Raw genomic sequence first — 11115 nt, forward strand, 5'->3', positions numbered from 1 at the left:
GCCAGTGATGGGGCCTTTTTTTGCCACAAATCCTCAGTCGGGCAACTGCTCCACCTCAATCCCCAACCGCCGATAATCCTCGACACTCCCCGACGCCACATGCCGTTCGGTGATCAGCGTGTGCAAGCGCTCGCACGGCGCCACCACAAACGGCTCCACCGCGCCGAGCTTGTCCGCCGTGGTCACGGCAATCACCCGCGCCGCACAGTCGAGCAGCGCCTGCTTGACCGGCACCTCATCGAAATGCAGCGAGGTGATGCCCACCTCCGGATGAATCGCGCAGACCCCGGTGATCGCCAGATCCGCCTTGATCCCCGACAGCAGCCGCAGCGCCTCGTGACCGCCGGCGGCCATGGTTTTCGGATTGAGCTGCCCGCCCGCCAGAATCACCTTGATGCCCGGGTATTCGGATAGCGCGATCGCCGTCATCGGTGACGCCGTGACCGCCGTGAGGCTGATGTCCCTGGGCAACGAGCGCGCCACCTGCAACGAGGTGGAACCAGAGTCGAACATCACCGTTTGCCCATTCCGAATCTGCTGCGCCGCCAATTGCGCCAGACGAATCTTCACCTCGTCGATCTCGTCCAGCCGGGTGAAGTAATCCTTGCCAGTGTCCTTGGGCCTCGGCAGCGCGCCGCCGTGCACTCGCTGCACCAGTCCGGCGTTGTCCAGCTCGGCGAGATCGCGGCGGATGGTGTCTTCGGACACCGCAAAATGCTGGCTCAACTCGGACGCCATGACCTTGCCGTCACGTTCGAGGATCAGAAGGATTTTCTGCCGGCGCAGGGAGGGAAGCTCGGATGCGGAATGATCGTGCATGGTTTTGCCTGTTTGTGCTTGTCGTTGCAGGTTTGGCGAGATTAGCCAAGCCGGTCGGTAAACACAACGCAGGTATCAACGGCTTCGATCATTGGAATCACGAAGCCGAATTTTTTCTTTTGACCCGCCCCCGGCAGAATGGCCCCACTTTCAAAAGGACCAGGATGAACACCCCATGAACCTCAATTTCGCTTTTGCCTGCATGGTCGTCGTATCGTTTGCCATCGCGCTCGGGCACGCCTGATCGAAGTCAGTGCTCAGTTGGCGGTCATTCCGCCACCACCCGCGCCTTGCGCACGAACAGCGCATGCACCTTGTCCCAGAAATTGCCGCCCAGCACGAAGAAGCTGCCGATGAACATCAAGTCGCCGAGCGCCTGCAACTGCCAGAGGTTGGGCCGCACGCCCGGAAAGAAGTTATCGAAATACGGTTCCAGGAAGGACGACAGCAGCGGCAGGCAGAACATCACCACGCCGATCTTGTGGCGCAGCGGGCTGACTTCGGCCACCGGGGTCGGAATCACGCCGGAAATATAGTGGCCGATCGTGCGCTTGAGTTCGGCGAACCCGGCCTTGCCCATCACCGCGATCACCAGCAGCAACAGCACTTTATTGCTGATGAACAGCACCCCGGTCAGCGCCGCGACTTTCGAGCCCGGCACGTCGAGGGCGGCGGCAATCGGCACCATCAGCCATGAACCGAGCATCAGGCAGATGATTGCCACGCCGACCTTGAAACGCCAGCTGGCGCTGGTGGGGACAAGCGGTTCTTGAGCAGTGTCCATGGCTTCCTACCTTTTCGTCGGGGGCGGTTCAGGGGAGTTCGCCTGAAAAAGCGTAGCAGCTGATTGCTTCGATCAACCCGCAATCTGCGGTCTATGCTCCAGTGACATTTCCCGCTGGGGCCTCCCGGTATGCCTGCAACGCCAGCCCTGCTGATCCGTCCCGGCCACCTGCTGCTGCTCGGTGCGCTGAGCCTTGGCGGCTGCCTGCGGCTGGGCCCGGATTTCCAGCCACCGGCCGAAGCCTGGAGCAAGCAGTGGCAAAGCCCGGCACTGGAGCAGGCCAGCGAACGCGGCACCGTGCCGGATCTGCGCCAGTGGTGGCAGGTGTTTGCCGACCCGATCCTCGACCGTTTGATCAGCGACGCCGAAGCCCGCAACAGCAGCCTGAAAATCGCCGGCCTGCGGGTGCTCGAAGCCCGTGCGCAACTGGGCATCGCCGACAGCGGTCGCTACCCGCAACTGCAACAGGCCAGCGCCGACAGCCTGTACATCGACCGCCACCAGTCCGGCGGCAGCAATCCGCAGGACTTGCACTTCTGGCAGCACAGCGCCGCGTTCGATGTCGGCTGGGAACTGGATTTCTGGGGGCGCTTCAGCCGTGCCATCGAGTCCGCCGACGCCAGCTACTTCGCCGCCCAAGCCAACTACGAAGACGCCCTCGTTCTATTACGCGCTCAAGTGGCTGACACCTACTTTGCCCTGCGCACCACCGAAGCCCGGCTACGGGTCGCCCGGGAAAACGCCGCCCAGCAAAAGCGCAACTTCGAGATCACCGAAAAGCTCTTTCGCAGCGGCCAGACCGCCGAACTCGATTTGCAACAAGCCAGAACCCAATACCTCGGCACCCTGAGCAGCATTCCGGCGTTCGAAGATCAGTTGCTGCGCACCCGCAATGCGCTGGCGGTGTTGGTCGGCCAGCCGCCCGGTGGCGCGGCGTTTCTGGCGGAACAGCCGGGGCTGATTCCGCTGGTGGATCGCGCCGTGTTGCAGGACGTCCCGGCCAACCTGCTGCTGCGCCGTCCCGATGTGCGCGCGGCGGAGCTGAACGTGGCCGCGCAATCGGCGCTGGTCGGCGTGGCGGAAACCGATCTGTACCCCTCGCTGACTCTGCTCGGCAGCATCGTCTGGTCCAGCGACACCCTCGGCGCCACCCCGCGCAGCTTCGACCTGATCGGCGGCCCGAGCCTGCGCTGGAACCTGTTCGACTACGGCCGCATCCACAACAACATCCGTGTGCAGGACGCGCGCTTGCAGCAACTGATCGAAGCCTATCGCGACAAAGTCCGCCAGGCTGCCCGCGAGGCCGACGACGCCGCCAGCGGCCTGACCAAAGCGCTGGAACGCGAGCGCATTCTCGGCGAGGCCGAAGGTGCGGCGCGGCGTTCGCTGGTGCTGGCCAACACCCAATACCGCGAAGGCTATTCGGACTTTCAGCGGGTGCTCGATGCCCAGCGTGCGTTGCTGGAGCTACAGGACAACTATCTCGTCAGCCGCAGCAACGCCGTGAGCAACCTCATTGCTTTGTACCGCGCCGTCGGTGGCGGCTGGCAAAGCGCCGGGCCGCAGATTGATTCAGCGACCCAGCAGCAGATGCAGCAACGCACCGACTGGGGCGATCTGCTGAGCGCCCCGCCGCCCCAACCGACCTATCCGATTCCCTCGCAGGTAGACCGCCATGAGTGATGAAGCGCCGCCGGATCCGGCGAAAAAAGGCATCCGCTGGGTGCTGCTGGTGATTGTGCTGAGCCTGGTCTGGTATCTGCTGGCCGACCGTTTTACGCCCTACACGCAGCAGGCGCGGGTCGGCGCGTTCGTGATTCCGGTGGCGGCGGAAGTCGCGGGCCGGGTGATCAAGGTCAACGTGCGCAACAATCAGGACGTGCAGGCCGGCGACATCCTCTTCGAGCTCGATCCGCAGCCGCTGCAGATCGCCGTCGACCGGGCCCGCGCCGATCTGGAAAACACCCGGCGCACGGTCGGCGCCAGCACCGCCGGCATCGCGTCGGCCCAGGCGTCGTTGCGGGCCGCGCAAGCCAATGAACTCAAAACGCGCCAGGACAATCGGCGGCTTGAAGGCTTGTACAAAGAGGATCCGGGCACGGTTTCGGTTCGGCTTCTCGAAGTGTCCCGCGCCAACCACGAGGCCGCCGTCAGCCAAGTCGCCGCCGCCCGGGCCGAAGTGCTGCGCGCGCAGGAGCAGGAAGGCGGCAACACCGACACCAACGCCAAGCTGCTCAGCGCCGCCGCCACGCTAGCCAAGGCCGAACTCGATCTGGCCAATACCCGCATTGGTGCGCGTTCGGCGGGTCTGATCACCGACCTGCGCACCGACGTCGGCCAGTTCGCCGCTGCCGGCAGTCCGGTGATGACGCTGATCACGATCCAGGACGTGTGGGTCAGCGCCGACCTCACCGAAAACAACCTCGGCCGGATCAAGCCCGGCACACCGGTGTCGATCATCCTCGACGCCCTGCCCGGCGAAGTGCTCGACGGCCGGGTGCGCAGCGTCGGTTATGGCGTCAGCGTCGGCCAGACGCCGCCGCCCGGCACCCTGCCGACGATCCAGAACAGCCGCGACTGGCTGCGTCCGGCCCAGCGTTTTCCGGTGATCATCGAGTTCAGCGAAGAGGCGAAAAAGCGCCTGTTCGAGAGCCGTTCGATTCGTGCCGGCGGTCAGGCGGAAGTCATGGCATTTCCCAGCGAAGGCAATCTGCTCAATCCGCTGGGCCGGGTGTTTGTCTGGCTGATGAGTTGGCTGTCGTATGCCTATTGAACGCAGCGTTCCAGCGCAACGGGCCTTGCGTCTGGCCTACGGCACGGCGTTGTGCACCGCCGCCAGTTACGGGCTCGGCTTGCCACTGTCGTTTCTGTCGCCGGTGCTCGCGGTGTTGCTGCTGGCCAGCATGCCCCGGCCGTTGCCAGTCAAAATGGCGCTGGTGCTGACATTGGTCGCCGCGTTCACCACCAGTCTCGGCCTGTTGCTGGTGCCGTTGCTGCGTTATTACCCGGTGTGCGGCGTGCTGCTGATCGGTGTCGGGCTGTTTCTGGTTTTCACCTACGGACTGCGCGGCGGCAACGTGCTGATCATGACGTTTCTGGTGATCGGCATGACCATGATTTCTGCCGCCGGTTTCGCCTCATTCGAGCTGGCGATGGCGGTGATCGGCGCGCTGGTCAAAGGCCTGTTGCTGGCCGTCGTCATGGTCGGACTGAGCCACGTCCTGTTCCCGGAACCGGCCAACAGCCCCGGGCCACCACCCGCTCCCGCCCTGCTCGCCGAAGACGTGCCCCGCGTAGCGATGCGCGCAACGCTGATCGTGCTGCCGACCTTCCTGCTGGTGCTGATCGACCCGGCCAGCTACCTGCCGATCATCCTCAAAGCCGTCAGCCTCGGCCAGCAGAGCACCACGACTCGCACCCACCATGCCGGGCGCGAACTGCTCGGCTCGACCTTGCTCGGCGGACTGCTGGCGGTGCTGTTCTGGTGTGCGTTGAGTCTGTTCGTTCACCTGTGGATGTTCTTTCTGTGGATGCTGCTGTTCGGGTTGTTGCTGGCGCGCAAACTCTATCGACTGCACCCGACACAACTGACGCCGGGGTTCTGGCTCAACACTCTGATCACCATGATCATCCTGCTTGGCCAATCCGTTGAAGACAGCGCAGCGGGCAAGGACGTCTACACCGCGTTCGCGGTGCGCATGGGCTTGTTCATTCTGGTGACGCTCTACAGCGGCGTGATGATGCACCTGCTCGTCGCGCACCGGGAAAGCCGTCAGGGCGTGACCTGATAACCCCGCCCTTGCAGGCAACCGGTGTAGGCGCTTGAACTGGCTGAAGCATCGGTCCGCCGCTGCTCGCGCCGATCCTGCCGCTGCCGCGCACCGCCAACCACCGCACCCGCCGCAGCCGTCTCTTTGGCGCGGTTCTGGCGGTAATCCTGCTTGCGGTCATCGTCCACGGCTTCATAGAACTCGTCGTGTTGACGGCCGCGCACTTCGGCGGCGGTGGCGCCGGCAGCGGCTCCCACTGCGGCGCCCTTCAACCGACCGCCGGCCTGGGGTGTCGACGTGGTTGAGGTGGACGCGATGGAATGGCAATCGTTGATGTCGATCTGGGTTTGCTGGGAAGTCTGGCCCTTGAGCGGGACGACGGATTCGGCGCTGGCCTGTGTGGCACACAGGAACGCTGCGATGAACAGTGAATGGCGGAACATGATGACCTCCGACGCGGCGGGGTTTGCCTGGGGGGCGGGGTAATCTGGGAGTGTAGTTCACGGGGGTTCACAACTCCGGGCGAACGCATCAATGGTTCATACCCCGCTTGTTGGGTACCATCCCGGCACGCCAATCTCTTTGTGTCCCCCATCCCGATGAATCTACTCAGCCGAATCATGGCTTTCGTGAAACCCGCAAGACGAAAGCTTTTTGCCGGTTACAGCGAGCAAGCGCTCAAGACCCGATTCGCCTCACCGTTACCAAGCGCCAGCCTGCCGAAACTATCGACGGTGGTATCTGTAGCGGCGTCCGGGATCAATGCTTATTACAGCTCCCTTCTGATGGTCGCCGATGACTTTTGCAAGTTTCAGCGACTGGTGGAATCACATTTCCAAAAGATCGACGAGCGCAGATTCAAAGACCTGACCGTTTTTGAATACGAAGATGTCACGAAGCAGGAGCTGTTGATTTACTTCCCCTCCACCACCGAGTTCAACGCGCTGACCATTCGTATCTTGACCAACAGCGTCGAGTTTCTGAGTAGCCTTGGAAATCAGACCTTTTGCGTGCCTCCGCCCTGGATTGCCTTCGACGATTACCCCGCCTCGTGGTGGGGCGGCAATATGCAGGGCACGCAGGGTTTCTATAACGACAACTACTTTCTTCCGTATTTCATCCGACTCGGTGACGCTGAGAAACAAGCGTACTTTGCAAGATTCCAAGCCCCTACCGAGTGGATTGAACAGTTAGCGCTGATGTATGCCGACGGATGTTGAACCCTGAAGGTGGCTATCGAAGTCCCGGTCAGACGCCCTCCCGCACCCGCCGAACCTGTACCAACAACGCCGGTGCAAAGTGCAACACCACCATTCGCGCCAGATGGTGAGTCAGGATAAACACCACATTCAGCCCGCCCGCGAACGCCACAATCGCGATGGTTTCGATGGCCCCCGGCATGTAGGCCAGCCACAGCGACAACGCATCGCTGCCCAGCAACCGTGCCGCCGCCAATGCAAAAATCGCCGCGACCAGAATCATCAACCCCACCGATACCAGAGCCGTGCGACCATGACGTCCCAGCTCCGCGAGGCCGAGCCCTTGGAATCGCGAGCCGATCCGCACACCGAGAATCAGCGCCGCCAGATTCAGGCTCCAGTCCGGCATATGAAAGCCCTGCAGCCATCCTGATTTCACGAACACGGCGGTGATGATGATTGCCGTCAACATGAACGGCGCCGGCACGCCAACGGCGAGCAGCAAACGCCCGACCACCACGCTCAAACCGATCACCGACAGCACGGTCAGCGCCATGCCCGTGGACAGGGGATCAACTTCGGTCACGGCAACCGGCGCCGTTCCGGGAATCAGCAAACTCACCAGCACCGTGATCAGCAGCAGGCGCATCAAGTGCACGATGATCACCTTGCTCGACGCCTGATGCGATTCCAGCAAATCGAACACCGCCGCCAACGCGCCCGGATACACGGCCAGCAGGGCATCCGTACGATTCCACCCTGCCCCGCGCGACAGCCACCACGCGGCCAGCGCGACCTGCACCGCCAGACACAACAGCAACACGCCGAGGCTCGGCAACATCGTCGAGACGGTCGCACTGTCCCACGCTTCGAACATCAACCCGGTGGCAATGCCCAGCGTGACCTGGATGTAGCCCAAACCATAGGGCGTCGCCGGCGCGAATTTGAATTGGGTGACGACCAGTGCCGTCACAAGAATCGAGCCCAACAGCAAACCGTGGGGCACGCCTTCGAACTGCAACAGCGCGCCGAACCCGGCAGCAATCAACAAACACAGAATGGATTTCATGGTCGCCTTCCTGGCTATTCAAGGTGCTTTTCAGTTAGGTCAGGCGCGCAGCCGTCCAATCGCCCGCCGATATTTTTCGATCCGCTCCAGATCCTCCCAGCTCGGCGAGGCAATCCGCGACAGGTCGCTGTTTTCTTCCAGATCCGCCAGTTTCACCACCCGCCCGATCGGGTTCTGCGCCGCCCGCTCGACGAAGTCCTCGTAGGATTCGCCGGGCACTTTGGTCACCGATTCGATGGCGGACAAAACGGATTCGCTGAAGCCTTCCTTGCGCAAATCCTCCAGGCTGATGCCGCAGTCCTCGACCACATCGTGCAGCACCGCGACGATGCGCTCTTCCAGGCTGCTCATGCGCAACATGACCTTCAGCGGATGCAAAATGTACGGCGCACCACCCTTGTCCACCTGCCCCGCGTGGGCTGTGGCGGCAATGGCGATGGCGCGTTCCAGAGTCTGAGTCATGGGCGTTTCCTCGGGTCAGACGCCGTACCGGCCGCCAATATAGAAGTGGCGCTTGAACCAGCGCCCGATCGCCTGCAATCGCCCGGCTGGCTGCGCCGGCTCGGCGTAGCGCTGGAGAATCAGCGAGACCAGATCAGCCTGACTCTTCCTCGGATGAGCATCCAGCAACTCGACCACCCAGGCGCATCCGGCCTTCTTCAGATGCTCACGCCATTCGCCGGGCCAGCCATCCAGCTCATCCAGCGCCAACCACCGCGCACCGCCCTGCTCGACATGCCCGCCGCCAATCGATTGCTCGAAGCAGAACGGGGTTGCCGGGCGGGACAGGTCGATGCTGAAGATGTAGATGTCCTGGGTTTTGTGCTGCGGCGTGGGGGCGTTGTTGCGGCTGCCGATTTGAATCATGTGCACTGTTCCAATCCTTGGGTGCTAGGTGTGTCCGATTGTTTCTCACTCTGTGCGCCCGGCGCAAATCAAAATCCTGATGGAACCTCCCGCGCCCGCCCAACCTCGAAACCATAAGCGCCCCGCTCACGATCAAACACGGGGCCATGGGAGAGTTCCGCGATGAACATCCGACTGTTGCTCCTGATCGCCACCTTCAGCTTCATCCCCACCTGCGTCATGGCCGAGGGCTGCGACGTCAAGACCCGCTCCTCCAGCCCCTCGGTGCCCGCCGTCGAGACGCACAGCTGCTACGAATACGAAGGGATGCCGGTCAACGCCATCGACTGGTCATGCAGCAACGAAAGCAAGGACATGCTCAATAGCAGCAAAACCAAGGTCGAACACTGCGCCGACCACTATCAAGCCTCGTGTATCGCCACCCTCACCCAGGAATCCCTGGCCAACCCGCACTCCACCAGCAAGGACAAAAACGCCAAGGCCCTGAACATTCCGGACAGCGCGCAAGTGACCACGTATTACTACGACGTGGAGCATCTGGCGCAGGCGCGGATTGATTGCGAGAACGGGGGTGGGCATTGGAAGGCGAAATAGCGGCGTTCAAGCGCGCATGAAAAAGGGACACCGATGGGTGTCCCTTTTGGTTCTAGATGGCGGGTGGATTCAGCGTTTCATGGCCTCACACTGACTGCGCAGATCATGATCGCCAATTGACGAACAACTACTGCCCTTCTTCGCTTCACAAAACGCCCGCTGGTCATGATCACCAATGCTTGAACATGAACTGCCTTTCTCCGCTTCACAGGCCGCGCGCAGGTCGTGATCGCCGATGGAAGAACAACTGCTGCCCTTTTTGGCTTCGCAATAAGCGCGCTGGTCATGGTCGCCAATGCTTGAGCACGAACTGCCTTTTTCCGCTTCGCAGGCCGAACGCAAATCGTGGTCGCCGATGGAAGAACAGCTGCTGCCTTCCTCCCTGGCCTGGCAGTAACTGCGTTTGTCGTGATCACTGATGCTGGAGCAACTGGCGGAAACGTAGCCGCTGAACAGCAACAACATCGCAAGAAACAGTTTCATCTCAAACTTCCTTGGGCTTGCCGGGAAACAGCCTGGCACTGGTTGACGCAATCAAAACCAGATCAACGCTTCATGGCCTCACACCGCGTACGCAAATCATGATTGTCGATGTTCCCGCAACTGCTGCCGCCCGTTGTGGCATTGCAGTAGGCACGCTGGTCATGGTCATCGATGTTGCCGCAGGAACTGCCACCCTGCTCCGCGTTGCACCGTGCACGCAGGTCATGATCATCGATGTTGCCGCAGCTGCTGCCGCTCTTTTTGGCGTTGCAATAGGCACGCTGGTCATGGTCGTCAATATTGCCGCAGGAACTGCCCCCCATTTCCGCGTTACACGCCGCTCGTAGATCGTGATTATCGATGTTGCCGCAACTGCTGCCGCTCTCCCTTGCATTGCAATAGGCACGCTGATCGTGGTCATCAATGTTGCCGCAACTGGCAAAGCTGTAGCCGCTGAACATCAACAACATTGCGAGTAATAGTCTCATCACACACTTCCATGGTTGACCAGGAACCAGCCTGGCACTGCTTGAGCCGATGAATGAGCGTCGCGACACGCCATCAAATTGACATCGGTTTTGAGGAAAGTTCCGGGGCAGGAATGCGTGATGGATTTTTTGATCTGAAAACGCCGTGGGAAATTACTCCGCGTGGTGAGGGAGCTTGTTCTTTTGGGGCTGCGAAGAGGGCCGAAACCTGGCAAGTCGTTTTCCCCTGATACGCCGCAGCCCTTGATTTACATGGGTCACGCCCCCGAACGGGAACGAACTCTCTCGCCAGACGTAGTGATTTTGCGTCCTACAGGCTGATTGCGACGCTGGGGATCGGTGCCTAGAGTGGGTCTGTCGCTGAACGAATTTGGCGATAGGGTTTCGCAGCTCTGACGATACGTGTAGTAACCTGACGCCCCCCAAAACGGTGGCGGTCGCAATCGCGTCCGACAACCACGCAATGGTGGCTGTGTGTGGGAGATCTTCGGATCTGCCGGGTTCCTCGTATCCTCGGTCTGCGAACCCGCACATGGCTACCACCCTTCGACTCGCAGCGAACGGTAGTAGCTCTTCTCACGGATACGAGGAAGCTTTACTTATGCCGATGGATAAAACGCTCCGCAATTACGCGAATATGTCCCACCCCGCCACCGATCAGCCCGTCCTGTTCATTGATGCTGATGCACCATTGCGCGACTTGCATGCATGTGCCAGTGAGCGTCTCAACGCAGTTCTCAAATACCTGGAACTGATAGCCTGCATCCACCTCCCTGACCACGCCGAACACGACATCAACACCGTCAGCACCATCGCCAGACTCATGGTGCAAGACGTAAGTGACGTGTTTCGAGTTATAGAGCAACGAGGGTTTGATGTTACTGGGTAGAACATTTGAAGGTGACAGATTCACATAAATAAATCTGAGAATCATCTGGCCGGCCTCCCCACCTCACGGAGGTGGCGCAAAATTCAAGGTGCGAACTTAGTCTTTTGCGTAGGAGGCCGTGATGAAATTCTGTGGCATAGACCTGCATTCGAA

At 61.1% G+C, this 11115-nt stretch carries 14 protein-coding genes; 6 read left to right on the forward strand and 8 right to left on the reverse strand.

The window, feature by feature from the left end; all coding sequences use genetic code 11:
- Positions 1 to 33: 33 nt before the first annotated feature.
- Entirely contained in the window at positions 34 to 819 is a 786-nt protein-coding gene (locus EIY71_RS20290) for a DeoR/GlpR family DNA-binding transcription regulator (protein WP_085748295.1), read from the reverse strand.
- A 268-nt stretch (positions 820 to 1087) separates the two neighbouring features.
- Positions 1088 to 1603: a transporter suffix domain-containing protein gene (locus tag EIY71_RS20295; protein ID WP_134022886.1), complete on the reverse strand. Its 516-nt coding sequence runs from the start codon at positions 1601 to 1603 to the stop codon at positions 1088 to 1090.
- Positions 1604 to 1732: 129 nt separating this feature from the next.
- Between EIY71_RS20295 and EIY71_RS20300 the strand changes: the two genes are divergently transcribed.
- The 3 genes from EIY71_RS20300 to EIY71_RS20310 are packed head-to-tail and all read left to right on the forward strand — an operon-like array spanning position 1733 to position 5391.
- Positions 1733 to 3286 (forward strand): efflux transporter outer membrane subunit, encoded by a 1554-nt coding sequence (locus tag EIY71_RS20300; RefSeq protein ID WP_102717764.1) that lies wholly within the window; start codon positions 1733 to 1735, stop codon positions 3284 to 3286.
- The gene (locus EIY71_RS20305; RefSeq protein ID WP_108561123.1) at positions 3279 to 4376 is read left to right on the forward strand and encodes an HlyD family secretion protein; all 1098 of its coding nucleotides are present in this window, start codon (positions 3279 to 3281) and stop codon (positions 4374 to 4376) included. The genes EIY71_RS20300 and EIY71_RS20305 overlap by 8 nt, the downstream gene beginning before the upstream one ends.
- Positions 4366 to 5391 (forward strand): DUF2955 domain-containing protein, encoded by a 1026-nt coding sequence (locus EIY71_RS20310; RefSeq protein ID WP_134022888.1) that lies wholly within the window; start codon positions 4366 to 4368, stop codon positions 5389 to 5391. Before EIY71_RS20305 ends, EIY71_RS20310 begins: the two co-directional genes overlap by 11 nt.
- On the opposite strand, the gene EIY71_RS20315 is transcribed toward EIY71_RS20310, so the two are convergent.
- Positions 5376 to 5816: a YMGG-like glycine zipper-containing protein gene (locus tag EIY71_RS20315; RefSeq protein ID WP_102717767.1), complete on the reverse strand. Its 441-nt coding sequence runs from the start codon at positions 5814 to 5816 to the stop codon at positions 5376 to 5378. The genes EIY71_RS20310 and EIY71_RS20315 overlap by 16 nt on opposite strands.
- 177 nt (positions 5817 to 5993) lie before the next feature.
- On the opposite strand from EIY71_RS20315, the gene EIY71_RS20320 reads away from it, so the two are divergent.
- Positions 5994 to 6593 carry a hypothetical protein gene (locus EIY71_RS20320; RefSeq protein WP_256584355.1) on the forward strand — a complete coding sequence of 200 codons (600 nt, stop codon included), beginning with the start codon at positions 5994 to 5996 and terminating at the stop codon, positions 6591 to 6593.
- A 28-nt stretch (positions 6594 to 6621) separates the two neighbouring features.
- Here the strand turns inward: EIY71_RS20320 and EIY71_RS20325 are convergent, their stop codons facing one another.
- Genes EIY71_RS20325 through EIY71_RS20335 form a run of 3 tightly spaced genes read right to left on the reverse strand, consistent with a single transcriptional unit; the run spans position 6622 to position 8508 of the window.
- Positions 6622 to 7641: an AbrB family transcriptional regulator gene (locus tag EIY71_RS20325; protein ID WP_134022890.1), complete on the reverse strand. Its 1020-nt coding sequence runs from the start codon at positions 7639 to 7641 to the stop codon at positions 6622 to 6624.
- 39 nt (positions 7642 to 7680) lie between these two features.
- Complete coding sequence (locus EIY71_RS20330) at positions 7681 to 8103, reverse strand: HD domain-containing protein (RefSeq protein WP_134022892.1); 423 nt, start codon at positions 8101 to 8103, stop codon at positions 7681 to 7683.
- Between the two features lie 15 nt (positions 8104 to 8118).
- A complete protein-coding gene (locus EIY71_RS20335) occupies positions 8119 to 8508 on the reverse strand; it encodes a hypothetical protein (protein WP_129973892.1) in 390 nt (129 codons plus the stop codon).
- Positions 8509 to 8670: 162 nt separating this feature from the next.
- Between EIY71_RS20335 and EIY71_RS20340 the strand changes: the two genes are divergently transcribed.
- On the forward strand, positions 8671 to 9102 hold the full coding sequence (locus EIY71_RS20340; RefSeq protein WP_085748286.1) for a hypothetical protein: 432 nt from the start codon (positions 8671 to 8673) through the stop codon (positions 9100 to 9102).
- A gap of 69 nt (positions 9103 to 9171) precedes the next feature.
- Here EIY71_RS20340 and EIY71_RS20345 read toward each other — a convergent pair whose 3' ends face one another.
- Positions 9172 to 9585, reverse strand: coding sequence for a hypothetical protein (locus EIY71_RS20345; RefSeq protein ID WP_134022894.1), 414 nt, complete (start codon positions 9583 to 9585; stop codon positions 9172 to 9174).
- 62 nt (positions 9586 to 9647) lie between these two features.
- On the reverse strand, positions 9648 to 10073 hold the full coding sequence (locus EIY71_RS20350; protein WP_102687372.1) for a hypothetical protein: 426 nt from the start codon (positions 10071 to 10073) through the stop codon (positions 9648 to 9650).
- Between the two features lie 601 nt (positions 10074 to 10674).
- On the opposite strand from EIY71_RS20350, the gene EIY71_RS28765 reads away from it, so the two are divergent.
- Positions 10675 to 10962 (forward strand): fructose-bisphosphate aldolase, encoded by a 288-nt coding sequence (locus EIY71_RS28765; RefSeq protein ID WP_134022896.1) that lies wholly within the window; start codon positions 10675 to 10677, stop codon positions 10960 to 10962.
- Positions 10963 to 11115: the final 153 nt, after the last annotated feature.

Origin of the sequence: Pseudomonas sp. CH235, assembly GCF_004368175.1 — a bacterium.
Lineage (GTDB): Bacteria > Pseudomonadota > Gammaproteobacteria > Pseudomonadales > Pseudomonadaceae > Aquipseudomonas > Aquipseudomonas paraglycinae.

Coding starts and splice junctions, on each gene's coding strand:
- EIY71_RS20305 (WP_108561123.1), top strand. CDS start 3,279: ATGAGTGATGAAGCGCCGCCGGATCCGGCGAAAAAAGGCATCCGCTGG.
- EIY71_RS20320 (WP_256584355.1), top strand. CDS start 5,994: ATGGCTTTCGTGAAACCCGCAAGACGAAAGCTTTTTGCCGGTTACAGC.
- EIY71_RS20350 (WP_102687372.1), bottom strand. CDS start 10,073: ATGAGACTATTACTCGCAATGTTGTTGATGTTCAGCGGCTACAGCTTT.
- EIY71_RS20345 (WP_134022894.1), bottom strand. CDS start 9,585: ATGAAACTGTTTCTTGCGATGTTGTTGCTGTTCAGCGGCTACGTTTCC.
- EIY71_RS20310 (WP_134022888.1), top strand. CDS start 4,366: ATGCCTATTGAACGCAGCGTTCCAGCGCAACGGGCCTTGCGTCTGGCC.
- EIY71_RS20325 (WP_134022890.1), bottom strand. CDS start 7,641: ATGAAATCCATTCTGTGTTTGTTGATTGCTGCCGGGTTCGGCGCGCTG.
- EIY71_RS20315 (WP_102717767.1), bottom strand. CDS start 5,816: ATGTTCCGCCATTCACTGTTCATCGCAGCGTTCCTGTGTGCCACACAG.
- EIY71_RS20330 (WP_134022892.1), bottom strand. CDS start 8,103: ATGACTCAGACTCTGGAACGCGCCATCGCCATTGCCGCCACAGCCCAC.
- EIY71_RS20335 (WP_129973892.1), bottom strand. CDS start 8,508: ATGATTCAAATCGGCAGCCGCAACAACGCCCCCACGCCGCAGCACAAA.
- EIY71_RS20340 (WP_085748286.1), top strand. CDS start 8,671: ATGAACATCCGACTGTTGCTCCTGATCGCCACCTTCAGCTTCATCCCC.
- EIY71_RS20300 (WP_102717764.1), top strand. CDS start 1,733: ATGCCTGCAACGCCAGCCCTGCTGATCCGTCCCGGCCACCTGCTGCTG.
- EIY71_RS20290 (WP_085748295.1), bottom strand. CDS start 819: ATGCACGATCATTCCGCATCCGAGCTTCCCTCCCTGCGCCGGCAGAAA.
- EIY71_RS28765 (WP_134022896.1), top strand. CDS start 10,675: ATGCCGATGGATAAAACGCTCCGCAATTACGCGAATATGTCCCACCCC.
- EIY71_RS20295 (WP_134022886.1), bottom strand. CDS start 1,603: ATGGACACTGCTCAAGAACCGCTTGTCCCCACCAGCGCCAGCTGGCGT.